Below are 25,847 nucleotides of genomic sequence, written 5' to 3' on the forward strand. Positions count from 1 at the left end.
CGCTTGAATCCTTTGTCTCAGCCATGGGCGAGTTCGAGCTGATCCGCAATTTCTTCGCCGCCGCGCCTTGTGCGCAGGGCGGCGAAGGCGTTGCTCTGGGAATCGGCGATGACTGCGCCTTGCTCGCTGTTCCCCCTGGGGAACAGCTGGCGATCTCCACCGATACGCTGGTGGCCGGCGTGCATTTTGCCGACCCCTGCGATCCGTTTCTGCTCGGTCAGCGCTCGCTGGCCGTTGCGGTCAGCGATCTGGCCGCCATGGGCGCCGCGCCCGTTGCCTTTACCCTTGCCCTGACTGTACCGACGGTGACCGCCGATTGGCTGCAAGCCTATGCCCACGGTTTGAACCGCATGGCGCAGAGCTGCGGCGTTGCGCTGGTGGGCGGCGATACCACGCGTGGACCGTTGAGCCTGACGGTAACCGTGTTTGGTCGTGTGCCTGCGGGTCAGGCGCTGACTCGCAGCGGCGCGCAACCGGGCGACTTGTTATGTGTCGGTGGTGAGCTGGGCAATGCGGCCGGCGCCTTGCCACTGGTGCTCGGTCAGCGTGAGGCCGAAGCACACATCGCCCAACCGCTGCTCGATCATTACTGGTCGCCACAACCGCAACTGGCCCTCGGCCAGGCCCTGCGTGGCAAAGCCACCTCGGCACTGGACATCTCCGACGGCTTGCTCGCCGACTGTGGCCACATTGCGCTGGCGTCGCAGGTGCGACTTGAGATTGAACGCGAGCGCGTACCGCTGTCGGATGCATTAGTAGCGTTTCTCGGTCAGCGCGGCGCCGAGCGTGCCGCGCTGAGCGGTGGCGATGATTACGTGCTGGCGTTTACGCTACCGTCCGTCGAGTTGCCGTCGCTGCTGGCCAATGGCTGGCCGATCCATGTGATCGGTCGCGTATCAGAAGGTCAGGGCGTGGTTCTGCTGGATCGCGAAGGGCACGACATCACCCCGCAAATCCGGGGCTATCAACATTTTCAGGAGACACCGTGACAGATCACCCGAAACAGGTTCCGGCCGAATTCGTTCCGCCGTCGGTCTGGCGCAATCCCTGGCATTTTCTTGCGTTCGGCTTCGGTTCCGGCACCTTGCCCAAGGCGCCGGGCACGTGGGGCTCGCTGGTTGCGCTACCCTTTATCCCGTTGTGGCAGATGCTGCCCGACTGGGGTTACTGGCTGATGCTCGGGATCACCATGCTGTTCGGCTTCTGGCTGTGCGGCAAAGTGGCTGACGATCTGCGGGTCCACGACCACGAAGGCATCGTCTGGGACGAAATGGTCGGCATGTGGATCACCCTGTGGCTGGTGCCGGAAGGCTGGTACTGGTTGCTCGCGGGTTTTCTGGTGTTCCGTTTCTTCGACATTCTCAAGCCATGGCCGATTCGCTGGATCGACCGGCATGTCCACGGTGGTGTAGGGATCATGCTCGACGACGTACTGGCCGGTGTGTTCGCCTGGCTGGCGATGCAGGGTCTGGTGTGGATTTTCGCCTGATTCCAAGGGATATCAGGGGCAAGTGAGGGGACTAGGGATGGCTCGACGCTGGTTGGCGCTAGTGGTTTTGGCTTTGCTGAGCACCGTGGCCGGTGCGCAGGACGCCGCGCCGACGCCGACGGTCATCCATCTGGCCAGCGAAGACTGGGAAGACTACACCGCCGCCGACGGCCATGGCCTAGGCTGGGACGTGCTACGCAAGGTGTTCGAGCCGGCTGGGGTCAAGCTCGATATCCGCAGCGTGCCTTACACCCGTTCGGTCGGGCTGGTGCAGTTGAAGGAAGTCGACGCGCTGGTCGGTTCCTATCGCGACGAAGCCGAGCAGGTGTTGTATCCGCACTGGAATTTCGATTCCGACCACATCTACGCGTTGGGCCTGGCGAGCAATCCGGTGCCGACCCAGGCGACGCTGGGCAAGTATCGACTGGCCTGGGTGCGCGGTTATCGCTACGAAAACTATTTGCCCAACATCAAACGCTACAACCAGATCGAGCGTCGCACCGGGATTCTGTCGATGCTCAAGCAGGGGCGGGCGGATTACTACATCGATGCGCTGACCGAGATTGAAGCGGTGGTGAAAACCGCAGCCGATCCGGCACAGTATCGCTATTCGCACCTGGCCGAGCTGCCGCTGTTCCTCGGCTTTGCCGACACGCCACAGGCACGGGCGCTGATGGCGCTGTTTGACCAGCGTATGGAGCAGTTGGTGAAGAGCGGCGAGTTGAAGCCGATCTTTGAGAAGTGGCAGCAGCCGTATCCCTTCACTAGGGGCGCGACGAATCCCCTGTAGGAGCTGCGGCACGCTGCGATCTTTTGATCTTGATTCTAAAACCAGATCAAAAGATCGCAGCCTCGTTTCACTCGACAGCTCCTACAGGGATCCATGTCGACCGGGTAGTTATCAAACTTTTTGATCGTTATGCCCGATAATTCAGCCTAAGCGCCGGTAGGAACCTGCTGTTACAATGCCGGCCTGCGAATTTTCAGACTCTTTAGATCAGGAGCACACCGGTGCCTGTCGTCTTTGTCGCCGCTTCCAAGCTGCCAACGCCTTTTGCGCAATTCACCATGCACGGTTTTCTCGATGAAGCCACCGGCCGTGAGCACGTCGTGCTGAGCCTGGGTGAAATTGCCGACGGTGCCCCGGTACTCGGCCGTTTGCACTCCGAATGCCTGACCGGCGACGCCTTGTTCAGCCAGCGCTGCGACTGCGGCTCGCAACTCGAAGGCGCCCTCAAAGCCATCGCCCGTGAAGGCCGTGGCGTGTTGCTCTACCTGCGTCAGGAAGGTCGCGGCATTGGTCTGCTGAACAAGATCCGTGCTTACGAGTTGCAGGACGGCGGCGCCGACACCGTTGAAGCCAACGAACGTCTGGGCTTTGCCGCCGACCAGCGCGACTACGCCATGTGCCTGCCGATGCTCGAGCATCTGGGCGTGAAATCCCTGCGCCTGATGACCAACAACCCGCGCAAGGTCAAAGCCTTGACCGACATGGGCATCACCGTCGCCGAGCGCGTGCCGCTGCACACCGGCCACAACCCGCACAACAAGCTCTACCTGGCGACCAAGGCCAGCAAGCTCGACCACATGATGGGCAATGAGCATCAGGGCGAGGTTGATCGCGCGTGACTCGCGGTCAGGTGCGGCGCCGATTGTCGGTCGATTGGTGGAAATACCTCGCGCTGGCGCTGGTGCCGTTGTTCGTGCTCAACGCGCTGTTTGGTCAGGGCGAAGGGATTCTGCCAGTACTGGCGATGCCGTTTTTCATTGCCGGCGTCGCGTCGATGTTTGTCAGCCTGAAGTTTTTCGGCCGCTACAAACATGCGCTGATCGCCACGCAAAAAGCCCTCGATACCCCGGATGAACCGGCCGCGTGGATTGCCCTCGCAGCCCGTCGTCGTGCGGCTTTTCTCGCGGCAGCTTTGCCAGCGTGGATCGGCGCACTGGCGGTGTTTGTTGGTCTTGAAGCCGTACCGTTGATGTTGCTGGCGTTGTCCACGGCGGTACTGTTTTATCTCTACCGTATCCCGCGTCAACTCGGCTGATGCGTCGTCTGTGGCTGGCGCTTCTGCTGCTGGCCGTCAGTGGCCCTGCGCTGGCGCAACTGCGGGTGGTCAGCCTCGCACCGTCGCTTTCTGAAATTGTCGTTGAGCTGGATTCGGCTGACCTGCTGGTCGGCGTGCTCGATGCCGGGGAGCGTCCTGCTGAAATTGCCAACGTCCCCTCTGTCGGCCGCTATGGCCAACTCGATATGGAACAGCTGCTGAGCCTCAAGCCTGATTTGTTGTTGCTGTGGCCCGGGAGTGTCGGCCCGGCGCAGCGCGATCAATTGACCCGTCTGGGTATCCCGACCTTCGTCGCCGAGCCGCATTCCTTCGAGCAACTCACTACCCAGATAGAAGCCATAGCCACGCAATTGGGGCGACCTGAACGTGGGGTGATACGGGCGGCGGCGTTGCGCCAACAACTCGCGGAGTTGCGCCAGCGCTATCGCCGGGACCTGCCGTTGCGGGTCTTCTATCAGGTCTGGGACAAACCGCTGTACACCGTCGGTGGCGGGCAAATCATCAGTGATGCGCTGGAAGTGTGCGGGGCGCGCAATGTGTTCGCTGATTTGAGTCTGCCGGCGCCGCAGGTGAGTATTGAGGCGGTGTTGCAGCGCGATCCAGAGGTGATTCTGGCGGGGGATCAGGCGCAGTTGAATGCCTGGAAGTCGTGGTCGCAAGTAGTCGCGGTCAAACAGGGGAAATTGCTGTTGGTCACCGACAAAGGCCTTGAGCGCCCAAGTGGCCAAATGATCAGCGCTACCGCCAAACTCTGCCAATTGATCGCGCCGGACAGGTAACCCTGTAGGAGCTGCCGAAGGCTGCGATCTTTTGATTTTGCTGTTTGACTGAGTCGGAATCGCCGAAGATCAAAAGATCGCAGCCTTCGGCAGCTCCTACAGGGGGTTTCAGTGGATTTCGGGAGTCCAGGTGACACCAAACATCCACACCCGACCTTCCTCGCGATAACCATACTGGCTGCCGTCGTAGCTGTAATTCGCGCGGCTGTAGCCCTTGTCGAAAAGGTTATCGACCTTCAGATCCAGCTTGATCTCGCGGTTCAGCGCCCAACTGCTGCGCAAGCCGAACAGCGCATAGCCACCCAGCGCCTGCTCATTTTTCAGGTCGTCATAACTGCTGCTGACCGCCTGCCAACTGGCGCCGAGGCTGACCTGATCAAACTGTCGATCCAGATCCCAACTCAACGTCCGCCGCGCACGCCGTGCCAAGGTGTGCCCGGTATCGCGATCGCGCGGATCGATGATCGCCACGCCGAGGTTACTCTGCCAGCCGAACAGTTCCTGTTTCAGCGCTGCTTCAAAGCCGTTGATTCGCGCCGAAGCGACGTTCTCCGGACGTGAGTTGCTGCCGAAGATGATCGCGTCTTCCAGGTCGGTACGGTAAATCGACGCTTCCAGGCGGCTGCTGTCGCTCAACTGACTGCGCCATTGCAGCTCGTAGCTTTTCGAGGTTTCCGGTTTCAGATCCGGGTTGCTGAAGTCCGGGTAGTACAAGTCGTTGAAGGTCGGCGCGCGGAAGCCTTCGCTGTAGCTCAGCAACAGATCGTTGTCCGGGTTCAGCGGCAATGTGAAGGTGCCGCTCCAGGTGTTCTGGCTGCCGAACTGCTGGTTATCGTCGTGACGCAGACCCAGTTCGGTGGAGAAGCTGTCGGCCTGATAACGATGCTGGATGAATGCGGCGCGGTTCCAGCGGCTATCTTCGTCGAACGCGGTGCTGCTGTTGACGCGGTCTTCGTACCAGTCGCCGCCGAGGATCAGGCTGTTGCGTGCGTCCAGTGTCAGGTCGTTCTGCCAGTTCACCGAGTCGCGGTAGGTGTTGAACACCGTGCGTTCGTCGCTGAGCTTGTCGAGGGTCTTCTCGCGGTTCTCGGTATGGCCGAACTCGACGCGGGTTTTCCAGATTTCGTTGACCCGGGCATCGACGTAACTGCTGACACTGCTGACGTTGAAATCGCTGTAGGGCTGCTGTTGGACCGATTCGAAAGTGTTCATGTCGAAGCGGCCGAACGGGTTGTCGAACTCGCCCTTGCCCCGGTTATCCAGCAGATTGGCGCCGACTTCGATGTCATCGGTCAGCGCATGGCTGAGGCTCAGGCTGACGGATTTATTGCGGTAGGCGTCATGATCGCCATCACTTGGATACGACTCGTGAGTGCGGTCAATTCCGGCGGTTTCATCCAGGCTGGCGCCGAGGTTGAAACGGGTTTTGTCATCGCCGCCGGACAAGCCGAGACTACGCTCCCACGTCTGGTTGCTGCCGAAACCAACGTGCATCCGTGGCTGCAAACCCTGCTCGGTACCGCGGCGGGTGAAGATCTGGATCACCCCGCCAATCGCGTCGCTGCCGTAAATCACCGAACGCGAACCGCGCAGCACTTCCACCCGCTCGATCTGCTCGATGTTCAGATGCTGCAGGTTGCTGTCGCCGGACGTCGAACTGCCAATGCGCTGGCCGTCGACCAGCACCAGACTCTGCGCCGACTGCGTGCCGCGAATGTAGATCCCCGGCAGACTGCCGCGCCCGCCGGCCTGCGCCACTTGCACACCGGGAACGCGCCGCAGCAGGTCCGGCACATCGCTCGGTTGCAGGCGGTCGATGTCTTCACGGGTGAATACCGTGTTGGCGGCGCTGCTGTCGTTGCGGGCTTCGACCTGGCGGTTGGCGGAGATCAGCATGTCCGGCAGCTTCAATGCTTGATCCCGTTCGAAGGTGTCGGCGAGGGCGTTGGCGGTCGGCAGCAGGAAGAAGGGCAGGGCGAGGCGCGAGAGTTTCATGGACAGTCCACTGGTGTTTCAGATGTACACAAATCAAATGTGGGAGCGAGCCTGCTCGCGAATGCGGTGATCAGTCAGCAATGTATTGACTGACAGTCCGCTTTCGCGAGCAGGCTCGCTCCCACAGGGGGTAATGCGTTTATTTGTCGAGTAAGGCCAGACGCTCACGAATCGACGCTTCGATCCCCGCCTCATCCAGCCCGCACTCGGCCAGCATCTGCGCAGGCTTGGCGTGCTCGACGTAGATATCCGGCAAGCCCAGATGCAGCATCGACTTGAGAATATTCTCGCGCGCGAGGAACTCGCTGACCGCGCCACCGGCGCCGCCCATGATCGCGTTCTCCTCGATGGTCACCAGCAATTCGTGGCTGTCGGCAATCTCGCGCACCAGCGCTTCATCCAGCGGTTTGACGAAACGCATGTCGACCACAGTGGCATCGATTTTTTCAGCGACTTTCAGCGCTTCGGCCAGTTGTACACCGAACACCAGCAAAGCCACTTTGCTGCCCTGACGACGGACGATGCCTTTACCGATTTCAATCGGCTCAAGATCTTTGTCGATGGCCGCATTCGGGCCGCTGCCGCGCGGGTAACGCACCGCCGCCGGGCCGTTGTACAGGTGGCCGGTGGTGAGCATTTTACGCAGTTCGTTTTCATCGCTCGGGGTCATGATGACCATGCCCGGGATGCAGCGCAGGTACGACAGATCGAAGCTGCCGGCGTGTGTCGGGCCGTCTTCGCCGACCAGACCGGCGCGGTCGATGGCGAACAGCACGTCGAGGTTCTGCACCGCGACGTCATGTACCAACTGGTCGTAACCACGTTGCAGGAATGTCGAGTAGATCGCCACCACCGGTTTTGCGCCTTCGCAGGCCATACCGGCAGCGAACGTCACGGCGTGTTGTTCGGCAATCGCCACGTCGAAATAGCGCAGTGGGAAGCGTTCGCTGAACGCCACCAGATCCGAGCCTTCCTTCATCGCCGGGGTAATCCCGACCAGACGTGGATCGACGGCAGCCATGTCGCACAGCCACTCGCCAAACACCGCTGAGTATTTCGGCCCGCTGGCCTTCTTCGGCGCGGCGGCCGGAGCGTCCAGTGGTTCGAGTTTGGTGATGGCGTGGTAACCGATCGGGTCGACTTCCGCCGGGGCGAAGCCTTTGCCTTTCTTGGTGACGATGTGCAGGAACTGCGGGCCTTTGAGGTCACGCATGTTACGCAGCGTGGCGATCAGGGTCGGCAGGTCGTGGCCATCGATCGGGCCGATGTAGTTCCAGCCCAGCTCTTCGAATAGCGTGCCGGGGACCAGCATGCCCTTGGCGTATTCTTCGGTGCGACGAGCGATTTCCCAAGCGCCGGGCAGGCGCGACAGGACTTTCTTGCTGCCCTCACGCATGCTCGCGTAAGTGCGGCTGGAAAGGATCTTCGCCAGATAATTCGACAGACCGCCGACATTGCGCGAGATCGACATATCGTTGTCGTTGAGGATCACCAGCATGTTGGCGTTGACTTCCGGCGCGTGGTTCAGCGCCTCGAAAGCCATGCCGGCGGTCAGTGCGCCGTCGCCAATCACCGCGATTGCCTTGCGATCACTGTTCTGCAGGCGGGCGGCGATGGCCATGCCCAGTGCAGCGCTGATCGAAGTGCTGGAGTGGCCGACGCCGAAGGTGTCGTACTCGCTCTCGGCGCGACGCGGGAAGGCTGCAATGCCGTCCTTCTGGCGCAGCGATTCCATGCGCTCACGGCGACCGGTAAGGATCTTGTGCGGATACGCCTGATGACCCACGTCCCACACCAACCGGTCGTCCGGCGTGTCGAAGACGTAATGCAACGCGATGGTCAGCTCGATCACGCCCAGGCCTGCACCGAAATGCCCACCGGTCTGACCGACCGTGTAGAGCAATTCCAGGCGCAACTCATCGGCCAGGGTTTCCAGCTCGGCTTCGCCTAACCGGCGCAGGCCGTCCGGCGTGTTAGCGCGGTCGAGCAGGGGCGTGGTCGGGCGCTTGCGGGGAATCTCATGAAACGTCGTGGGCATCAGGCGAATCGTTATAGGTATAGAAGATGCGGCAGTTTACCTGATGCATCGCCCCCTGCCCACGCGTTGGTCTTTTTTGACCGATTGCTGATCAGTGACGCCGCTCGACGATATACCGGGCCAGCTCGCGCAACGGCTCGGCGGCCGCGTCAAACGGTCGCAGGGCGTGCAGGGCCTGATCGCGCAGTTCCAGGGCGTAGGCCTTGGCGGCGTCGAGACCGAGCAGCGCCGGGTAGGTCGGCTTGTCACGGGCAATGTCGGCGCCCTGGCGTTTGCCGAGGGTGGCGGTATCGCTTTCGACGTCGAGAATGTCGTCCTGCACCTGAAAGGCCAAGCCGATGGCCTGTGCATAAGTCTGCAGGGCACGGAGTTCATCCTGCTCGGCACGGCCGCTGGCCAGAGCGCCGAGTTTGACGCTGACTTCGATCAGCGCGCCGGTCTTGTGCCGGTGCATCTGCTCGAGGGCTTTCTGATCGAGCTTGAGGCCGACCGATCCAAGGTCGATCGCCTGACCGCCGACCATGCCTGCAGGGCCCGCAGCCTGGGCGAGTGCGGTGACCATTTGCAGGCGGATGTCGCTGCTGCAATCGCTCAGGCGCGGGTCGAGCAGGGCGCTGAACGCCAGACTCTGCAAACCGTCACCGGCCAGGATCGCGCAGGCTTCATCGAATTTTTTGTGAGTGGTTGGCTGGCCGCGACGCAGATCGTCGTCGTCCATCGCCGGCAAATCATCGTGAACCAGCGAGTAGGCGTGGATCAGCTCAACCGCGCAGGCCGCACCGTTGGCTTGCTCAGCCTTGCCACCGAGCGCTTCGCACGCCGCGTAGGCCAGCAACGGTCGCACGCGTTTGCCGCCGTTCATCACGCTGTAGCGCATGGCTTCGTAAAGCCGCGCCAACTCCGGCAACGGTGCGTTGAACAGGGTTTCCAGCGCTGCGTTAACCCGGGTCTGACTGGTCGCCGTATACGCTGCAATCATTCTGGCTGTTCCGCGTCGAAGGGTTCCTCGGCGAGTTCGCCATCGCGCTCCAGCAGCACCTGCACCTTCTGCTCGGCTTGCGCCAGCGCTGCCTGGCAGTCACGGGTCAGACCGATGCCCTGCTCGAAAGCGGTCAGCGAGTCTTCCAGCGACAATTCACCGTTCTCCAGACGCTCGACCAATGTTTGCAGGTCGGCGAGGGACTGTTCGAAATCCAGTGCAGCTTTTTTGCGGGCCATGGCGGCGATTTCCGGTTGACGTTAAACCGGCGCGACACTAGCAGATAGGGGGTTTATGGGCAAATGAGCAGGGCTTGGCCCACCCTTATTCCTGTGGCGATTGAGCAAGGTTGAGGTTTATTCGGCTCATTTTGTGAGCCGAATAAATTCGCTATTCGGCTCACACGTCGCAAAAAGCATGTTTCCTACAGCAACAGCACATGTATCTGATTGTTAAAAAACCGCCGAATCGCTAATCTTCGCGCCTTCTACGACCCCATAGTCACGGGTCTTTCAGACGAAACGCAGTTTTCACCGCTGTGAAGTACCGAGGATCGGGTGCAAGGTTTCGTTCAGGCATGGCAGGAGGCATTACATGCGTTCATTTCTTTGGCTGCTGATCGGCCTGGCCTGCGCGCCCGCGCTGCTGGCGGCGCCGACGGCCGAGGTATCGGAGCCGGTGGGTGGCTGGCGCTATCACGGCTTGCTCGATCGCACGGAAAACCCGCAAGTCGCCTACCCGACGCCGCCGATCGATCGCGGCATCCAGCGCAATCGCACGATGATCCAGGGCCAGCTCAAGGCCATCGGCCATATGCGCCCGCCGCACAGTCTCGCGGTGAATGGCAATCCACTGAATCTGTACACCGACGACCAGGGCCGTTTTGCCCGGCCGTACGCGTTCGGCGCCGGCTCCAACAGTGTCGAAGTGATCAGCGCCGAGGGCCAGTCGCTCAAGCGTGTGCAATTTTATGAAGCAAACAATTTGCGCACGCCGGCGCGAATTCGTCTTGTCTTGGGCTGGGACGATCCGAAAGCCGAACTCGATCTGCACATTGTCACGCCCGACGGTCAGCATGCGTTCTGGGCGCGGCCGGCGCTGAGCAATGGCGGCGGTCTTGACCCGGATGGCGTTGATGGCCCCGGCCCGGAAATGTTCACCATGACCGCGCCGCTGCACGGCACCTACCTGGTTTACGTCAACTATTGGGGCAACTTCGGCAACGGCGGCTATAACTTCGAGGAGACCAGCAACCAGAACGAGGTGATCACCTCGCAAATCACGCTGGTGCTCAACGAAAACACCGTCGACGAAAAACGCGAAACGTTCATCGTGCCCCTGCGGGCAATCGGTGATCTGCTGCTGGTCAAGACTTTCAACTATTAAGCATCCCGCCACGGATGAAATCGGGTTTTGTTAACGATGAGTGATAACACTGTGACTCCAGCTGCCGATACGCCAGCGACTCAACCTTCCCGGAAATGGCCGTTGCTGCTGGCCGGGCTGTGCCTGGTGGCCGGTGTAGCGGGTGGTTTTGGCTGGCTGCTGCTCAAGCCCAAGGCACCGCCGGCGGAATTGGCCAGTGACAAACTTGGCCTGAGCCGCCCCGATGCACTGCTGGAAACCCGCTCGCTGAGCCAGTTGCCCAAGGACTTGCTGACGGTGCCGTTCCTCAAGGCCACGCTCACCGAAGATTTCGTCTTCTATTACGAGACCCATGCGGATCGCCTCGGCTTGATCGGCAGTCTGCGCCGGATCATCTACGAGCATGATCTGAAGTTGCAGGACAGCCTGATCGAGCAACTTTTCGATCAGCCAGCCGATGTCGCGCTGTGGCGTGGCGCGGATGGTCGCTTGAAGGATTTCCTGCTGGTGATGGATCGCGGTGGTCTGGCGAAACTGCTCGAGCCGTTGGCGAAAGTCGCGCTGGATGACACGCAGCTCAGTCAGATGGGCGAACTCAAAGTCGGCGGCGATAGCGTACCGCTGTTCCAACTGACTTATAACGCCAGCAAAGCCCTGTTGTTCGCCTCCCACGGGGACAAGCTGGTGGTGCTGTCCAATCCGGCCAAGTACTACGACCCGGAAAGCGGCGTGTCCGAAGAGTCCGGCCACGTTTCACCGCAAGCGCTGGCGGCGCTGCTCAATGGCGAAAAACTCTTCCCTGAAGCCTTCGGTCTGCCGGCGAAAACTGCGGAAACCAAGCAACGCCTGTCGGTCAACTCCAGCGTTCTCGCCATGGGCTATCAGCGCTTCATTCCGAACTTCGCCGGGCTGCGCTTCGACATGGATGACAAGGGTTGGCACAGCTACCTCGCCATGGACGAACTGGAAAACCAGCCCGACTTCGATTTCAAACCGGTCTGGCAAGCCATGCCACTCGGCGCCAGTGCCTGCGTAACCCTGCCGGTCGCGGCCGAACCGCAAAAACCACTGCTGGTAAAACTCGGCGCCGAAGAAGCCGTGGCGCAAACCCTCACCGAACACGTGGCCGGCGCGGCGGGCCTTTGCTGGTACGCCGATTCGCGTTTATATACGCCGCTGTTGGTCGCCAGCCTTAAAGACGAAGACAGCAGCAAACTCGATGGTGACCTCGGCAAACTGTTCGGTTCGATGGTCGGCGCGTTCGAGGCCAACGTCGAAGAAAACGTCTTCCCCGTGGTCGAGAAACAGGAAGGTCAGAACCACGTCTGGCAGCGTCAGGTCAGCTCCAACTTCGGCCCGTATGCGGCGAAGACTGCCGAGAACCCGGACGCAATCAGCGGCAAGGCGTTCATGAAGGTCAGCCTCGCCCGTCACGGCTCGACACTGCTGTTTTCCCTCGACGACAAACTGGTCGACAAGGCCCTCGGCACCCTCGACAAACGCTTCCCGCCGATGGCTGACGTGCTGCCCAAAGACGTGCTGATGCCGATCTACTTCGGCCCGGACTCGATGGCGCAACTGATGCAGCAGGAAACCCTCGACAGCCTGCCGCAGGACATGGAACCGGTGTTTTACAACGCCGCGCAAACCTATCTGATCCCGAAATTGCGCACCCTTGGTGGCTACGGCAAATACGCGCTGACCCTGCCGGAAGGCAGCGAGCCTGACGGCCACTGGCAGTGGTTGCCGCTGGAATGGAAAGCGCTGTGACCACACTGATCCGCAGCCTCGGCCTGCTCGCGCTGTTACTCAGTGCGGGCGCCCGAGCCGTTGAAGCGCCGGCGCTGGATCCGGCGCAATCCCAGGTGTTCCGCGCCTGGTTCGTGCGCATCGCCCAAGAGCAACTGAGCCAAGGGCCGAGCCCGCGCTGGTATCAGCAGGACTGTGCCGGGCTGGTGCGTTTCGCCGCCAACGAAGCGCTGAAAGTCCATGACGAAAAATGGCTGCGCAGCAATGGCCTGTCCAATCGCTATTTGCCGCCGGAGCTGTCGCTCAGCGATGACCAGCGCAAGTTCGCCCAGCAATGGCAGCAGGGTGGCGGCAAGGTCGGGCCGTACGTCAACGCGATCAAACTGATTCAGTTCAACAGCCATCTGGTCAGCCGCGACGTGTCGCAGGCGCGGCCCGGTGATTTGATGTTTTTCGATCAGGGCGACGACCAGCACCTGATGATCTGGATGGGCCGTTACATCGCCTATCACACCGGCACCACTACCCCGACTGACAACGGCATGCGTTCGGCAAGCCTGCAGCAACTCATGACATGGAAGGACACCCGATGGATACCCGACGCAGCCAACCCCAACTTCATCGGCGTCTATCGACTGAACTTTCTCTCCCAATGACCGGTGCCCGCATGTTGCGACTCTGTTCCCGAATTCCTTTGCTGCTGGCGCTGTTGCTGCCAGTGGCTACCGCCAGCGCCGAAGATTCGGTCGGGCCGAGCGGCTACACGCCGGTCTCCGGTGAAAGCTTCTTCCTGCTCGCCGATAGCAGTTTCGCTGCCGACGAACAGGCGATGGTGCGCCTCGAAGCGCCGGGCCGTGATTACCGTCGTTTCCGCATGGAACCGTATGGCGGCGCCGACATTCGTGTGTACCGCATCGACAAGCCGCTGGATTTCCTCAAGCGCCAGAAGAACCTGCACCGCGTGGTCAGCGATGGCCAGTTCAAGGGCGAAGGCCTGTCCAACACCCTCGCGTACCTGTGGGACAACTGGTACCGCAAATCCCGGCGGGTGATGCAGCGCGCGTTCTCCTATGAATCGCGCAAACAGGTCACCGAAGAAGTGCCGGAACTGAAGATGGGCAACGCCATCGCCGCGCCGACGCCGTACGACGCGCAGCCGCAATTTGCGCTGATCCCGGGTCTGCCGGTGGTCAGCCAGTTCCGTTATCCGCTGTGGCAGGCCAAGCCGATTCAACCGCCGGCCGGGGTCAATCTGGCCGGGTCTTCGAGCGATTTCGTCAGTGTCGCGCCGGGTAACGTTTACATCCCGCTGGGCAATCTGAAGCCGGGTCTGTATCTGGTTGAAGCGCTGATCGGTAAATACCGCGCGACCACCATGGTTTTCGTTTCCAACACTGTGGCGGTGAGCAAGATTGCCGGCGATGAATTGCTGGTCTGGGCCGCACGCAAACACGAAGGCAGCTCGGTACCGAAGGTCAATGTGTTGTGGACTGACGGCCTCGGCGTGATGAGCAGTGGCGCCACTGACGCCGATGGTTTGTTGCGTTTGAAACACGTCAGTCCGGAGCGTTCGTTCGTGATTGGCGAGGATGAAGAGGGCGGCGTCTTCGTCTCGGAAAACTTCTATTACGACAGCGAAATCTACGACACCAAACTCTATGCCTTCACCGACCGGCCGCTGTATCGCCCAGGTGATTGGGTATCGCTGAAGATCGTCGGTCGCGAATTCAAGAATGCGCGGGATTCGGTGCTGCCGGGCGCTGCAGATGTCACGGTCAGCGTGCTCGATGCCACCGGTACCGAGTTGCAGCATCTCGACCTGAAACTCGATTCGAAGGCTGGCACTCAGGGCCGCTTCCAGTTGCCGGACAACGCCGTCGCGGGCGGTTACGAGATTCATTTCAACTACAAGGATCAGGCTTACAGCAGCGCCTTCCGTGTAGCCGAGTACATCAAGCCGCACTTCGAGATTTCGCTGAATCTGGCCAAGCAGGATTACCGCACCGGCGAGCCGGTCAAAGGCAGTCTGGTGCTGCTGTATCCGGACGGCAAACCGGTGGCTAACGCCAAACTGACCCTGAGCCTGCGTGCCCAGCAACTGTCGATGGTCGACAACGAGCTGCAATACCTCGGGCAATTCCCGGTGGAACTGACCAGCACCGAACTGACCACCGATAGCAAAGGTAACGCGACCCTCGACTTGCCAGCGGCCGATAAACCGAGCCGCTACATGCTCACCGTGTTCGCCAGCGATGGTGCGGCGTATCGGGTCAAGACCACCAAGGAAATCCTCATCGACCGTGGCGCGGCGAGCTTTCGTTTGAGCGCGCCGCAACGCTTCAGCGCGGTCGGCGACAAGGTTGCGTTCAGCTACGCCAACGAGGGCGGCAGCGAGCCAGGCAAAGCGGTGACGCCGAGCACGTATGGCTGGGTGCGTCTGGAAGACCAGAGCACGGGCGAAGGCAAACTTGCGGCGACTGATAAAGGCTTCAGCCTCGCTTTCGAGCGTCCAGGCACTTACAACCTGACCTTGAAAGATCAACACGGTCGCGTACTCGGTGCCACCGGGCATTCGGTCACTGGTGACGGTGTGAAAGCGGTGCCGGGTACTGTGGAAATTGTCCTCGACAAGCCTGAGTACAAGGCCGGTGATGAAGCGCTGGCGCTGATCACCTTCCCGGAACCGGTCAGCGACGCATTGCTCTCGCTGGAACGCGACAAGGTCGAAGCCACCGCGCTGCTGGCCAAGGGCGCCGACTGGCTGAAACTGGAAAAACTCAGCGACACCCAATACCGCGCGCGCATTCCGGTGAAGGACAACTTTGCGCCGAACCTTACGTTCTCGGTGCTGTACACCAAGGGCGGTCAGTACAGCTTCCAGAACGCCGGGATCAAAGTGGTCGCGCCGCAAATCGACGTGGCGATCAGCACCGACAAAGCGGTGTATCTGCCGGGCGATACGGTCACGGTTGACCTGAGCACGCAGTTCGCCGGCAAAGCAGTGCCGGCGCATCTGACGGTCAGCGTCGTCGACGAAATGGTCTACGCGCTGCAACCCGAAGTTGCGCCGACCATCGACCAGTTCTTCTATCACCCGCGCCGCAACAACGTGCGCACCAGTGCGAGCCTGTCGTTCATCAGTTACGACGTGGCGCTGCCGGGCAGCCCCGGCGCGCCGGGCAAAGCCAACCGCAGCGAGCGCGGGGTGAAAGTGCTGGAGCGGCCGCGTCGTGAAGACGTCGACACCGCTGCGTGGCAGCCGGAGTTGTTGACCGGTGCCGACGGCAAAACCCGCTTCACCTTCAAGATGCCGGACTCGCTGACCCGCTGGCGCATTACCGCCCGCGCCATCGCCGATGACGGTCAGGTCGGGCAGAAGAAGCAGTTCGTGCGTTCGGAAAAACCGCTGTACCTGAAGTGGAGCGGGCCGAGCAAATTCCGCAAGGGCGATCAGCCGCAACTCGGTGTGTTTGCGTTCAGTCAGGCCGAAAAGCCGGTCAAGGCTGAACTGGTCACTCACTATGCGGGCGCCGAACAGCGTCTGCCGGTGACCCTGAACAACGGCATCAACTACCTGCCGCTGCCGGCGTTCACATTGGCTTCCGGCGAATGGACGGCGGAGTTGGTGCAGGACGGCAAGACCGCCGACTCCCTCGCCGTGCGCCTGAGTGCGACCGGTGACGGCTGGCAAGTCACTCAGACTCAAAGCCTCGACGTGGCCAGCGGTGACACACCGTTGAGTCTGCCGACCGATGCCACCGATATTCGTCTGCGTCTGGATGACAGTCCGCAAGCGTTGCTCCGCTCAGCCCTCGACGATCTGCTCAGCTATCCGTATGGAGGCGTCGAGCAGACTGCCAGCCGTTTGCTGCCGTTGAGCATTGCCTATCCATCGCTGGCATCGAATCCGCAGATTCGTGATCGCTTGCGCCTGATCATGCAGAACAGCCGGCTGCGGCTGGTGCAAATGGCCGGACCTTCGGCGAGCTTCACCTGGTGGGGTTACGACGGTGAGCCGGATGCGTTCCTCACCGCTTACGCCTACTACGCCGACTGGAATGCCAGCCAAGTGTTGGGGCTGACCTTGCCGCCGGAGCACTGGCAGCGGGTGCTGGAGGTGTACGCCAAGCAAGCGCCGAACACGCCATTGCTGCAACGGGCGCTGATTCTGTCGTTTGCCAAGCAGATGCATTTGCCGGTGAACACGTTGCTCAGCGGGTTGATGGACGATCTGGCCAAGGCCGGTGAGGGTAACGCCGAGACGTTGATGGACGACGGCGAAGACAGTCTGGTGATGAGTGATCCGGATTCGGCGCTTGGTCTGGCGGCGGCGCGGGTGTTGACCGCTTCGTTGGCTACTCAATCGAAAGTGGCCTTGCCTGACGCGTTCAATCGTCAGCTGGCTGCGGCGCAACAGCGTCTGTCGGTCAGCTCGCAGCCGTTTGCCGAAGCGCTGAACCTGTCGCTGCAACCGTTCGATCAGGCCCTTGCGCAAGCGCTGTTGCAACGACTGTTGCCGCAGCAATCGACCCTTGAACGTGCGCTGGCGCTGACCTGGCTGCAACGCAGCATCGCCCAGGCATCGCCGACCATCGCGCTGACACCGGGTGAAGGCTGGAAGAAAAACTACGGTGCAACCGGTGAGATGTACTGGACTTGGCAAGGCGCCACTCCGGTGCCGAGCGTGTTGACGGTGTCCGGTACGCAAGAGCGTCCGCTGCGCGCGGCGTTGAGCTTCCAGACCCAGCAACCGGCGGTCGATCCGATGGCCGTGACCATCACTCGTCGCCTGTCGCGACTGGTGCCGGGCGATGAAGCCTTCACCTTCAAACTGGAGCCGGTCGGGTCCAAGCCGTTGTCCAGTGACAGTCTGTATCTGGACGAAGTAATCCTCACCAGCAAAGCGCCGAAACCACTGCGCTACGGCATGCTTGAAGTGCCGCTGCCACCGGGCGCCGATGTCGAGCGCACCACCTGGGGCATCAAGTTACAAGGCAAGGACGGCACCGAGCCGACCGCGCTGGAGAAGGCGCGATTCGAACCGGGCCAGTTGGCCTACGCCGTGCCGGTCGATGCGCTGAGCGGCGAATTGCGCCTGCGCCATCTGGTGCGCTTCTCGCAGAAGGGCCAGTTCAGCCTGCCGCCGGTGCGTTTCAAGCAAGTCTACGCACCGCAGCATCAGGCCCAGGAAGCGAAAGCCGCCCTCGGTCAGGTCACGGTCAACTGACATGAGCCGGCCGCTGCTGTGGCTGCTGATGTGTGTGATCCCTGCGCTGGCAACGGCGCAGGACGAGCCGTTGCGCGTGGCCTACAAGGGCGAATTGTTGTCGTTGAGTCAGACGCAACTGATCAAGCGTGAACCGTTGCCGTCATCGCTGGATACGCCGCTGGGCAGTCTGTGGAAGTTGTTTGTCTACGCATGGCTGGTGGATACCGGAGCGCGGGAGCCGGCGTATGAATGTCGCGGGCAATCGAAAGACGAGATTTATTGCTGCTCGGCGGGTGGCAAGATCGAGCGTGATCAGGCGTTGGTGAAATCCTGCGGGTTGTATTTCGAGCCTGCGCGGTTAGGGATTTCGGCGGCGGATTGGCGAACCTATTGGCAGGCGCGGAGGGCGCCGTCCTGGTTGCTGGATCTGCCTTCGGTGCAACCGGCTCAACGGGTTTCCGTGGTTGAACTGCTGAAGGTTATGGCCTCGTTGCCGGCGCAGGATCAGGCGCGTCGAGTGCTACTCGACGTGGTTCTGAACGCGGCGGACGGCAATGTCGTTGGTGAACTGGGCGGGCGCTTGCGGGTGAAAACCTGGAGCTGGCTCGGTGATCAGGACCCACAATCGCGGCAGGGCGGGTTTGCTGGTTGGACGGCGGATGATGCTCCGATCTGGGCGGGCGGACGTGGCACCAGCCAGATGGTCTTGCGCCATTATGGACAGGCATTGGCGACGGTGTTGCCAGCGGCATGGCCAGCAGAGGCGGGGCGTTGTGTTGAAGTCAGATTGTTCTCGCGCTATCCGGTTTCGCGGGTTTTGACTGGCGAGCGGGTGGTCACTTCCGGCCCGTTGCAGGGCGACTACCGCGTCGAATTCGCCAACGGCAACGCGCTGGATATCCACAGCGACGGCGAACTGTTTCTGCTCAACGACAAACTCGTCGCAAGGCTTGATCGCGAAGAATACGTCGCGAGAGTACTGGAACGTGAAGCCAAACCCGAACCTGCCGAAGCCGCCAAGGCGTTGGCCGTGGCGATTCGCACGTATCTGCTGCAAAACGCCACGCGCAACGGCGACTGCCTGAGTATCGACGACAGCAGCAATCGCCAGCGCGTCGCACCACGGCCAGCTTCGTTGGAATCACGCAACATCGCGGCGTGGACCGCAGACCTGGTGTTGGCCGGCAGCACCGTCACTTATCACTCCGATCAACCCGGCCCGGACAAACTCGCCTGGCAACAAGCCGTCGAGCAAGCCAAGGCCGGTCAACGTTACGACGCGATTCTGCTGCACGCCTATCCGCGCGCCAGCCTCAGCCGCTGGGACAACCCCGTCGCTTCCTGCGAAGCGCTGCCCGCCGCACAAGACTGGCTGCAGAAACAGCGACGCGGCTGGCGTCCGAAGCTGGAAAGCGAAACCGGCTACAACGAAGTCAGCACATTCGCCGTGTGCAAACTGGCGTTCGGTCGCCCGTTTGTCGACCGTGAACGACAACGCATCTACGTGCGCGGCGTGCTGACTCTGCAGGATCGCCTCGATCTGACCCACGAATATCTGCACCTGGCTTTTGAAGCACATCCCAACGGCCAGGATGAAACCTACATCGAAGGGCTCGCCCGTCACCTTTTGCTGGAATAGACCATGACACTCCGTTATCCACAGGTCTTGCTGCTGCTCTGCACGTTGACCGCGCTCTCGCCGGCCATCGCCGCCGGTGGCGTCAAACTCGACACCCCGGTCGGCGGCTGGCGCAGTGGCGCTCCCGAAGGCGAGGGCGAAAGCTTCCGTCAGACCGTCAACTACCCGGCCTCATCGGTCAACACCCCGATCGGCCAGGCCAACACCGCGCGCATCAGCGGCGAGATAAAAGCTGCGCGGAAGGACAACGAACCCGGTCGTTTGATCGTCAACGGCGTGAGCATGCCGCTGAAAATCGACGACAGTGGCCGCTTCGACCGCCCGTTCTCCTTCCCCAACGGCAGCAACAGCGTCGAAGTGCGCAGCCCCGACGGTCAGCAGCGTCACCGCACGCAATTCCTCAACACCAGCGGCGGCGCCACCCCAGCGAAATTGCGCGTACTGCTGGCATGGGACAGCGACGGCACCGACCTCGATCTGCACCTCGTCACCCCCGACGGCGCGCACATCTGGTACGGCAACCGCAGCGCCGCCAACGGCGCCGCGCTCGACGTCGACGTCACCACCGGCTACGGCCCGGAAATCTTCGCCATGCCGGCGCCGATCAAGGGCCAGTATCTGGTGTATGTGAATTACTACGGCGGTGGCTATCGCGGGGATGAGGATGGCGGCGATGAGGCGGTGCAGCCGCTGACCACGGCGCAGGTCACGGTGATTACAGAGGAAGGGACGCCGAGCGAGAAGATGGAGACGTTTCTGATCCCTATGCGCGCGGTGGGAGAGCTGACGCTGGTGAAGTCATTTAGTTATCCGTGAGGGAATTGGGCTGCGGGTTGCTGCCCAATTTCATGTCGCAGACATTGGACCGACTCAGGGCAGGAGCGAAAGACGGTCCTGCGCAACCTCGTAAGCAGCTTCTCTCTCTCGCTTCCCGATTGCGATTACGAACACCACAATCTCTTGATCAAGGACCTGATAGATCAGGCGATAGCCAGCGCTTTTCAGCTTCACTTTGTAGCAATCCGGGAGCTCGCGAAGTCGATTGGCTTCTATTCGAGGATTCTCCAATACCTCTGTGAGCTTCTTCTTGAACTGGTGGCGAACCGTATCGCCGAGTTTGTTCCACTCCTTTAAAGCACGACGATCAAATTCAAGGTTATAGGTCATCCAGACTTATCTTGACTCGTTGAGGTGCCGCGAGGCGTTCGGTGACTACGGCTATGAGTACTTCATCTTCCTCGCTGAGCAATGCTGCTTTGAAGGGTAGCTTGCCTCGCTCGGCGACGTATTGGAGTGTCTGGCGCAAAAGCTCTGAGGGGGTTACTCCCAACTTTTCCAGTTCGGCGAAGGAGCGCTGCTTCAGATCATCGTCGATGCGAATGTTGATGGAGGCCATGATGAAATACCTGTAATGACGTTTGTCGTTACGGTATCAAGAGGATCTTCTGTTCGACAAGCGCGAATTTATGTTTCAGACGGTAGGCCGGGTTTATTTCAGGCATTAAAAAGCCGGCTTGTGGCCGGCTTCTCGGGGACTGGCTTGGCCTATTTTTGGTAAGCCTTGCCAGCCTTCAAAACGTACATCCGGATCTGCGTCCGGCTGTGGGACTTGGTCAGACGTTGGTCTGCCGCGTCGGGCGCTGTCTGAGCCGCGGGGCGGGTCGATGCGCAAATGTGGGGCGCAGGATACTGAGTTTTGTTGTGGATTCCCAGCCTGAAGTGCGGTTTAGAGCGACCGCAGTCGAACAAATTCGAGATTTGTACCGATTATCAGGGCCTCATCGCGAGCAGGCTCACTCCTACAGGGGGCTTTGCGGGCCGTGAGATCAAAGAAACGGCACCACCGGCCGCCGTTTGCTCACCGTCGACCACCAGAACACCCAGCCCAATATGTGAATCCGTTGCTCTTCAATCTGCGCCGGGTGGAACACTTCGTCCGGGTATTCGGCGCTGTTGTGGCTGCGCAGGCGCAGGCCGTTGCCGGGCATACGGTGCAGGTATTTGATGCGCAGCATGCCGTCGTGTTCGATGGCGTAGATTTCGCCGTCCACCACTTTTGTCAGGCCGCGGTCGATGGCGACGATGGAGCCGTCTTCGATGCGTTCGGCCATGCTGTTGCCGATCATGTGCGCGCAGATGGCGTCGGCGTGGCGGATTTCCAGTTGATCCAGTGGTGCACGCAGCAGGCGGATGGACAGGTCCGGGTCCTGAATGACGTGGGTTTTGTCGGAGCCGTTGGTCAGGGGTGTTTCTTTGAAGAAGGCCAGTTCAATGTCGTTGGGATGGATGAATCGGTAGGCGCCCTGTGGATCGTGGGCGTCAAAGCTGTCGCCGTTGCTGGCAGGCGGAGTCAGGCTTGGCAGCTCTTTTGTGCCTTCGCCGGTTTTCAGCCATTCGCTGTTGACGGACAGCAGGCGTGAGACTTCTTCCATGCGATACGCCGGGACGCCCCGGGTGTACCAGTTGTGGACATTTTGGGCTTCCGTGCCCCAGAACTTTGCGAAACCCGTTGTCGAGATGTTCGCAGCTTCCAGGAGTGCCTTGAATCTTGGACCGCTAGTGTTCTTTCTCATAAACACGGAGTCTACGGCCGTGCCAGAGCGGTTTGAATAAACCGGACGTTCAAAAACGGGCTGAATTTTGCGACGGGATGTAAGACGATCTTGTGGGAAATTACACAGGCTAAAACTTTTCTGTAGTCCGCCATAAACACTCTGTTTAAGACGACTTTTGCCGAGCACAAAAAACCCCGGATCAACCGGGGTTTTCTTCAAGCCTCGCGCGTAGCGCAGGTGCTTAGCCTTTGTAGGCGGCAACCGACTTGGTGATCGCTTCGCGGGCGGCGTCTGCACCGGCCCAGCCTTCGATCTTGACCCATTTGCCTTTTTCGAGATCTTTGTAGTTCGCGAAGAAGTGCTCAATCTGCTGGATCAGCAGTGGCGGCAGGTCGGTGTATTCCTTCACATCGACGTAAAGCTGGGACAGCTTGTCGTGTGGCACTGCGATGACTTTGGCATCGCCGCCGCCGTCGTCAGTCATGTTCAGGATGCCGACTGGACGCGCGCGGATCACCGAGCCTGGCGCAACCGGATAAGGGGTCACAACCAGCACGTCGAGGGGATCACCGTCGTCAGCCAGGGTGTTCGGGATGTAACCGTAGTTGGCCGGGTAGAACATTGGGGTGGCCATGAAACGGTCAACGAACAGGCAATCGCTGTCTTTGTCGATTTCGTATTTGATCGGCGCGTGGTTGGCCGGAATCTCGATCGCGACGTAGATGTCGTTCGGCAGGTCTTTGCCAGCCGGAATCTTGCTGTAGCTCATTGGGCGTTGCCCCCGTAGTTGACCAAAAACACTTGGCCGGATTGACCAAAAAGTGGCGGCGATTATAGGCATATTCTGCCGTCGGCGCCATGTACCGAAAGTCGTGCAGAGCTTAGTCGTGCGCCTGATAGACCGGGTCTGTGGCCTGAAGTTGCCGTAACCGGCTCAACGGGTCCTGACGGTAGAAAAGCTGTAGCTGCGCATAGACCTGTGGATAAGCCTCGTGCAGCAGATCCGGGGCGCTGAAAAAGTACTCGCTGGTAACGGCAAAGAATTCGGCCGGGTTCTCGGCGGCGTAGGGATCTATGGCGGTTTCGGCGTCAGGATTGCGATCGAGCTGACGGTTGAGATCGTCGTAGGCGTGTTGCATCACTTCGGCCCAGTCGCTGACGCGCATGTCAGCATGCAGTGGCGGCAGACCGTTGGCGTCGCCATTGAGCATGTCGAGTTTGTGCGCCAGTTCGTGGATCACCAGGTTATAGCCTTCCCAGCCACCACTGGCCATCACGCCCGGCCAGGCGAGGATGATTGGCCCCTGTTGCCAGGCTTCGCCGCTGTGTTCACCGTCCCACTCATGCTCGACGCCGCTGGCATCGCGATGACGTTGCGGGCTGAGGAAATCGTCGGGATACAGAACAATCTCGTGAAAACCCTGATACCAGTTCAGGTCGCCCAGATTCAGCAGTGGTAATTGCGCCTGGGCGGCGAGCAGCAGGCGTTGTTCCTGATGCAGTTCGACGCCGGGCAGGGCGCTCAGGTGTTTGTCCTCGAGAAACAGCACGCAGGCTTCGCGCAGCCACTGGTCTTCGGTAGCGCTGATACCGTCAAGGAAACTCAGGTGATGGCGCACCCGCTGCCACATCTCGTCGGCAATCGGGTGCCTGGCCAGAATGCGCCGGCGACGCCAGGCGCTCAGCGACCACATCGGCTTAGTGCGATTGGGCTTTGGTGCCGCCGAAACGGCTGCGAACCACGCCGAGGATCATCGGCACCAGCGACAACAGAATGATCGCCACCACCAGCAACGACAGGTTTTTCTTGATGAACGGTACGTTGCCGAAGAAGTAGCCCAGCGTCACCAGACCGCCGACCCAGAGGATGGTGCCCAGCACGCTGAAACCGAAGAAGCGCGGGTATGGCATCTTCGCTACGCCGGCGACGAACGGCGCAAAGGTACGGATGATCGGCAGGAAGCGCGCCAGCGTTACGGTCTTGCCGCCATGCTTGTCGTAGAAGTCGTGGGTTTTTTGCAGGTAATCGCGACGGAAGATTTTCGAGTTCGGGTTGCTGAACAGTTTCTCGCCAGCCGTTCGTCCGATCACGTAGTTGGTGCTGTCGCCAAGGATCGCCGCGAGCATCAGCAGGCCGCCCAACAGCACCGGATCCATGCCACCGCCCGCCGCAACGGCACCGGCAATGAACAGCAACGAGTCACCCGGCAGGAAGGGCATCACTACCAGACCGGTTTCACAGAAGATCACCAGAAACAGGATGGCGTAGATCCATGGCCCATAGTTGTTCACCAGCAAATCGAGGTACACATCGAGATGCAGGATAAGGTCGAGCGGGTTGAAATCCATGGGGGCACCTGTGTGACGGCCCGACTCGGCAGGCCTGTGCGGATGACTTCGTGTAAGCCTACAGCGGGGTGTAGTTTTTCTTACAAGCCGGAAAGCTCGGGATTATACGGTCTGAAGGATGAAAAGCGCGTTGGTTTTGTAGCGGGGGATGTCGGGATGTGAGGATTTGTCAGACAGATAATCATTGTGGCGAGGGAGCTTGCTCCCTCATCACAGGCAAACCGCGCGATCAGAGTTCTTCGCTGATCGGCAGCACGTAGTTCTTGAACTCGGTGTCTTCCTTGAACCCGATGGACTCGTAGGTTTTCTGCGCGACTTCATTGTTGCTGCTGGTGGAGACGCGCATACGCACCGCCTGGGTTTCCTTGGCCATTTTTTTTGCGGTGCGGATCAGGTTATCGGCGACCAGTTGGCGGCGGGCGTCTTCGGCGACATAGATGTCGTTGAGGATCCAGACGCGCTTGAGTGACAGCGAAGAAAAGCTTGGGTACAGCTGACAGAACCCCATCAGCTTCTTGTCGTCATCATCGGCCAGCGCCAGATAGATCACCGACTCCTTGCGGCGCAGGCGTTTTTCGAGGAAGGCGCGGGAGGAATCCGGGTAAGGCAGGGAACCGTAGAACTCGCGATATTTGACGAACAACGGGGTCAACAAATCCAGATGTTCGAGGGTCGCTTGAATAATCCGCATGATAGGTCTCGTCTTCAAGTGGCTGTCTTCAACTGCTCTGACGGCGATGGGAAACCCGTGCGGCCGTGCATCGATCCTGCCTGAAACCTGCGCAGAAACGCAATGCGGAAACGGTTCAGGCAGGGGGCGGGCTGAGTAGGAAGTTTCCTTTCATGTCCGCACCGGCGTCCGACTCCAGCGTCTGAACCTGTGCTTCGTCCTTCAGATTCACGCCCGACAGCTGTCTGCGACAAGCTTCCCGCATCAAGTACAGCAAGCGATGCGCCGCCATGCCGTAGCTCAAGCCTTCGAGCCGTACATTGGAAATGCAGTTGCGGTAGGCGTCGGTCAGGCCGATCTTTGGATTGTAGGTGAAATATAAACCGAGGCTGTCTGGCGAACTGAGGCCCGGGCGTTCGCCGATCAGCATCACCAGCATTTTTGCGCCGAGCAGTTGGCCGATCTCATCACCGACGGCAACGCGGCCCTGTTCCACCAGGACAACGGGCGCCATCGACCAGCCGTCGGCGCTCATCTGCTCTTCCAGTCGCGTGAGAAACGGCAAGGTATGCCGATGCACCGCCAGTGCCGACAAACCGTCAGCCACGACAATTGCCAGATCGACACCGCCCGGATGCGCCGCTGCGTACTCGCGCAAGGCCTGCGCCGATTCTTCGCTGAGCTTGCGCCCCAGATCCGGGCGTTGCAGGTAGCTGTTGCGATCCACGGCGGCGCTGTGCAGCAACAAGGATTCGCGTCCGCGCTCGTTCAGTTGCGCGCTGAGTCCGGCATGATCAAATGGCAGATGCACGGCATCACGTGCCTGGGCATGGGCAAATTGAAAATCCAGTTGCGCGCTGGTCGGCAGGCTGGTGCCGGTGCGGCCGAGAGCGATGCGTGCCGGGGTCAGGCGGCGCAGTTCCAGCCACGGGTTTTGCGGGTCGATGGGCGGTTTTTCCATGTGA

The 25,847-nt window shown here is 60.6% G+C and carries 24 protein-coding genes; 12 read left to right on the plus strand and 12 right to left on the minus strand.

All coding sequences use genetic code 11. The annotated features are described in order from the left end of the window. Positions 1-23 precede the first annotated feature (23 nt). The 6 genes from thiL to ACM6IN_RS22525 all read left to right on the plus strand — a co-directional run bounded on the left by thiL (position 24) and on the right by ACM6IN_RS22525 (position 4,334). On the plus strand, positions 24-989 hold the full coding sequence (gene thiL, locus ACM6IN_RS22500) for a thiamine-phosphate kinase (RefSeq protein ID WP_414916723.1): 966 nt from the start codon (positions 24-26) through the stop codon (positions 987-989). After that, positions 986-1,489: a phosphatidylglycerophosphatase A gene (locus ACM6IN_RS22505; RefSeq protein ID WP_007910933.1), complete on the plus strand. Its 504-nt coding sequence runs from the start codon at positions 986-988 to the stop codon at positions 1,487-1,489. Before thiL ends, ACM6IN_RS22505 begins: the two co-directional genes overlap by 4 nt. 37 nt (positions 1,490-1,526) lie before the next feature. Beyond that, positions 1,527-2,279, plus strand: a complete 753-nt coding sequence (locus ACM6IN_RS22510; RefSeq protein WP_414916724.1) for a substrate-binding periplasmic protein — start codon at positions 1,527-1,529, stop codon at positions 2,277-2,279. A gap of 221 nt (positions 2,280-2,500) precedes the next feature. Then, entirely contained in the window at positions 2,501-3,118 is a 618-nt protein-coding gene (gene ribA / locus ACM6IN_RS22515) for a GTP cyclohydrolase II (RefSeq protein ID WP_016984117.1), read from the plus strand. After that, positions 3,115-3,534 (plus strand): MFS transporter, encoded by a 420-nt coding sequence (locus ACM6IN_RS22520; RefSeq protein ID WP_122661425.1) that lies wholly within the window; start codon positions 3,115-3,117, stop codon positions 3,532-3,534. The genes ribA and ACM6IN_RS22520 overlap by 4 nt, the downstream gene beginning before the upstream one ends. Next, positions 3,534-4,334 (plus strand): cobalamin-binding protein, encoded by an 801-nt coding sequence (locus ACM6IN_RS22525; protein WP_414916725.1) that lies wholly within the window; start codon positions 3,534-3,536, stop codon positions 4,332-4,334. The genes ACM6IN_RS22520 and ACM6IN_RS22525 overlap by 1 nt, the downstream gene beginning before the upstream one ends. A 108-nt stretch (positions 4,335-4,442) precedes the next feature. Here the strand turns inward: ACM6IN_RS22525 and ACM6IN_RS22530 are convergent, their stop codons facing one another. The 4 genes from ACM6IN_RS22530 to ACM6IN_RS22545 all read right to left on the minus strand — a co-directional run bounded on the left by ACM6IN_RS22530 (position 4,443) and on the right by ACM6IN_RS22545 (position 9,585). Further along, positions 4,443-6,329 (minus strand): TonB-dependent receptor domain-containing protein, encoded by a 1,887-nt coding sequence (locus ACM6IN_RS22530; RefSeq protein WP_095114004.1) that lies wholly within the window; start codon positions 6,327-6,329, stop codon positions 4,443-4,445. 139 nt (positions 6,330-6,468) lie between these two features. Next, complete coding sequence (gene dxs / locus ACM6IN_RS22535) at positions 6,469-8,367, minus strand: 1-deoxy-D-xylulose-5-phosphate synthase (RefSeq protein ID WP_414916726.1); 1,899 nt, start codon at positions 8,365-8,367, stop codon at positions 6,469-6,471. Between the two features lie 91 nt (positions 8,368-8,458). Then, positions 8,459-9,346 carry a (2E,6E)-farnesyl diphosphate synthase gene (ispA, locus tag ACM6IN_RS22540; RefSeq protein WP_095114006.1) on the minus strand — a complete coding sequence of 296 codons (888 nt, stop codon included), beginning with the start codon at positions 9,344-9,346 and terminating at the stop codon, positions 8,459-8,461. Continuing rightward, positions 9,343-9,585 carry an exodeoxyribonuclease VII small subunit gene (locus ACM6IN_RS22545; RefSeq protein ID WP_003228627.1) on the minus strand — a complete coding sequence of 81 codons (243 nt, stop codon included), beginning with the start codon at positions 9,583-9,585 and terminating at the stop codon, positions 9,343-9,345. Before ACM6IN_RS22545 ends, ispA begins: the two co-directional genes overlap by 4 nt. A gap of 355 nt (positions 9,586-9,940) precedes the next feature. Between ACM6IN_RS22545 and ACM6IN_RS22550 the strand changes: the two genes are divergently transcribed. Genes ACM6IN_RS22550 through ACM6IN_RS22575 form a run of 6 tightly spaced genes read left to right on the plus strand, consistent with a single transcriptional unit; the run spans position 9,941 to position 20,124 of the window. Next, positions 9,941-10,732, plus strand: coding sequence for a YfaP family protein (locus tag ACM6IN_RS22550; protein ID WP_007910916.1), 792 nt, complete (start codon positions 9,941-9,943; stop codon positions 10,730-10,732). Positions 10,733-10,768: 36 nt separating this feature from the next. Then, on the plus strand, positions 10,769-12,481 hold the full coding sequence (locus ACM6IN_RS22555; protein ID WP_414916727.1) for a DUF2138 domain-containing protein: 1,713 nt from the start codon (positions 10,769-10,771) through the stop codon (positions 12,479-12,481). Further along, a complete protein-coding gene (locus ACM6IN_RS22560; protein ID WP_007910912.1) occupies positions 12,466-13,116 on the plus strand; it encodes a DUF1175 domain-containing protein in 651 nt (216 codons plus the stop codon). The genes ACM6IN_RS22555 and ACM6IN_RS22560 overlap by 16 nt, the downstream gene beginning before the upstream one ends. After that, the gene (locus ACM6IN_RS22565) at positions 13,113-17,687 is read left to right on the plus strand and encodes an alpha-2-macroglobulin family protein (RefSeq protein WP_414916728.1); all 4,575 of its coding nucleotides are present in this window, start codon (positions 13,113-13,115) and stop codon (positions 17,685-17,687) included. The genes ACM6IN_RS22560 and ACM6IN_RS22565 overlap by 4 nt, the downstream gene beginning before the upstream one ends. 1 nt (position 17,688) lies before the next feature. Next, positions 17,689-19,308: a DUF2300 domain-containing protein gene (locus tag ACM6IN_RS22570; RefSeq protein ID WP_095114010.1), complete on the plus strand. Its 1,620-nt coding sequence runs from the start codon at positions 17,689-17,691 to the stop codon at positions 19,306-19,308. A gap of 3 nt (positions 19,309-19,311) precedes the next feature. Beyond that, entirely contained in the window at positions 19,312-20,124 is an 813-nt protein-coding gene (locus tag ACM6IN_RS22575; RefSeq protein WP_414916729.1) for a YfaP family protein, read from the plus strand. Positions 20,125-20,178: 54 nt separating this feature from the next. On the opposite strand, the gene ACM6IN_RS22580 is transcribed toward ACM6IN_RS22575, so the two are convergent. The 8 genes from ACM6IN_RS22580 to eutC form a co-directional block, all read right to left on the minus strand. Further along, positions 20,179-20,475 carry a type II toxin-antitoxin system RelE family toxin gene (locus tag ACM6IN_RS22580; RefSeq protein ID WP_016984129.1) on the minus strand — a complete coding sequence of 99 codons (297 nt, stop codon included), beginning with the start codon at positions 20,473-20,475 and terminating at the stop codon, positions 20,179-20,181. Next, the gene (locus tag ACM6IN_RS22585) at positions 20,465-20,704 is read right to left on the minus strand and encodes a type II toxin-antitoxin system RelB/DinJ family antitoxin (protein WP_123375863.1); all 240 of its coding nucleotides are present in this window, start codon (positions 20,702-20,704) and stop codon (positions 20,465-20,467) included. Before ACM6IN_RS22585 ends, ACM6IN_RS22580 begins: the two co-directional genes overlap by 11 nt. 430 nt (positions 20,705-21,134) lie before the next feature. Beyond that, positions 21,135-21,881, minus strand: coding sequence for a helix-turn-helix transcriptional regulator (locus ACM6IN_RS22590; protein ID WP_042704877.1), 747 nt, complete (start codon positions 21,879-21,881; stop codon positions 21,135-21,137). A gap of 223 nt (positions 21,882-22,104) precedes the next feature. Next, positions 22,105-22,632, minus strand: coding sequence for an inorganic diphosphatase (gene ppa, locus ACM6IN_RS22595; protein WP_003205933.1), 528 nt, complete (start codon positions 22,630-22,632; stop codon positions 22,105-22,107). A 112-nt stretch (positions 22,633-22,744) separates the two neighbouring features. Beyond that, positions 22,745-23,557, minus strand: coding sequence for a zinc-dependent peptidase (locus ACM6IN_RS22600; RefSeq protein WP_007910894.1), 813 nt, complete (start codon positions 23,555-23,557; stop codon positions 22,745-22,747). 4 nt (positions 23,558-23,561) lie between these two features. Continuing rightward, positions 23,562-24,212 carry a DedA family protein gene (locus ACM6IN_RS22605; RefSeq protein ID WP_007910892.1) on the minus strand — a complete coding sequence of 217 codons (651 nt, stop codon included), beginning with the start codon at positions 24,210-24,212 and terminating at the stop codon, positions 23,562-23,564. Between the two features lie 229 nt (positions 24,213-24,441). Then, a complete protein-coding gene (locus tag ACM6IN_RS22610; protein WP_007910890.1) occupies positions 24,442-24,903 on the minus strand; it encodes a GNAT family N-acetyltransferase in 462 nt (153 codons plus the stop codon). Between the two features lie 115 nt (positions 24,904-25,018). Next, positions 25,019-25,843 carry an ethanolamine ammonia-lyase subunit EutC gene (eutC, locus tag ACM6IN_RS22615; protein WP_123375936.1) on the minus strand — a complete coding sequence of 275 codons (825 nt, stop codon included), beginning with the start codon at positions 25,841-25,843 and terminating at the stop codon, positions 25,019-25,021. Positions 25,844-25,847 lie beyond the last annotated feature (4 nt).

The organism is Pseudomonas sp. IT-P395, assembly GCF_949767675.1.
Lineage (GTDB): Bacteria > Pseudomonadota > Gammaproteobacteria > Pseudomonadales > Pseudomonadaceae > Aquipseudomonas.

Coding starts and splice junctions, on each gene's coding strand:
- thiL (WP_414916723.1), top strand. CDS start 24: ATGGGCGAGTTCGAGCTGATCCGCAATTTCTTCGCCGCCGCGCCTTGT.
- ACM6IN_RS22510 (WP_414916724.1), top strand. CDS start 1,527: ATGGCTCGACGCTGGTTGGCGCTAGTGGTTTTGGCTTTGCTGAGCACC.
- ACM6IN_RS22525 (WP_414916725.1), top strand. CDS start 3,534: ATGCGTCGTCTGTGGCTGGCGCTTCTGCTGCTGGCCGTCAGTGGCCCT.
- ACM6IN_RS22530 (WP_095114004.1), bottom strand. CDS start 6,329: ATGAAACTCTCGCGCCTCGCCCTGCCCTTCTTCCTGCTGCCGACCGCC.
- dxs (WP_414916726.1), bottom strand. CDS start 8,367: ATGCCCACGACGTTTCATGAGATTCCCCGCAAGCGCCCGACCACGCCC.
- ispA (WP_095114006.1), bottom strand. CDS start 9,346: ATGATTGCAGCGTATACGGCGACCAGTCAGACCCGGGTTAACGCAGCG.
- ACM6IN_RS22545 (WP_003228627.1), bottom strand. CDS start 9,585: ATGGCCCGCAAAAAAGCTGCACTGGATTTCGAACAGTCCCTCGCCGAC.
- ACM6IN_RS22550 (WP_007910916.1), top strand. CDS start 9,941: ATGCGTTCATTTCTTTGGCTGCTGATCGGCCTGGCCTGCGCGCCCGCG.
- ACM6IN_RS22555 (WP_414916727.1), top strand. CDS start 10,769: ATGAGTGATAACACTGTGACTCCAGCTGCCGATACGCCAGCGACTCAA.
- ACM6IN_RS22560 (WP_007910912.1), top strand. CDS start 12,466: ATGGAAAGCGCTGTGACCACACTGATCCGCAGCCTCGGCCTGCTCGCG.
- ACM6IN_RS22565 (WP_414916728.1), top strand. CDS start 13,113: ATGACCGGTGCCCGCATGTTGCGACTCTGTTCCCGAATTCCTTTGCTG.
- ACM6IN_RS22570 (WP_095114010.1), top strand. CDS start 17,689: ATGAGCCGGCCGCTGCTGTGGCTGCTGATGTGTGTGATCCCTGCGCTG.
- ACM6IN_RS22575 (WP_414916729.1), top strand. CDS start 19,312: ATGACACTCCGTTATCCACAGGTCTTGCTGCTGCTCTGCACGTTGACC.
- ACM6IN_RS22580 (WP_016984129.1), bottom strand. CDS start 20,475: ATGACCTATAACCTTGAATTTGATCGTCGTGCTTTAAAGGAGTGGAAC.
- ACM6IN_RS22585 (WP_123375863.1), bottom strand. CDS start 20,704: ATGGCCTCCATCAACATTCGCATCGACGATGATCTGAAGCAGCGCTCC.
- ACM6IN_RS22590 (WP_042704877.1), bottom strand. CDS start 21,881: ATGAGAAAGAACACTAGCGGTCCAAGATTCAAGGCACTCCTGGAAGCT.
- ppa (WP_003205933.1), bottom strand. CDS start 22,632: ATGAGCTACAGCAAGATTCCGGCTGGCAAAGACCTGCCGAACGACATC.
- ACM6IN_RS22600 (WP_007910894.1), bottom strand. CDS start 23,557: ATGTGGTCGCTGAGCGCCTGGCGTCGCCGGCGCATTCTGGCCAGGCAC.
- ACM6IN_RS22605 (WP_007910892.1), bottom strand. CDS start 24,212: ATGGATTTCAACCCGCTCGACCTTATCCTGCATCTCGATGTGTACCTC.
- ACM6IN_RS22610 (WP_007910890.1), bottom strand. CDS start 24,903: ATGCGGATTATTCAAGCGACCCTCGAACATCTGGATTTGTTGACCCCG.
- eutC (WP_123375936.1), bottom strand. CDS start 25,843: ATGGAAAAACCGCCCATCGACCCGCAAAACCCGTGGCTGGAACTGCGC.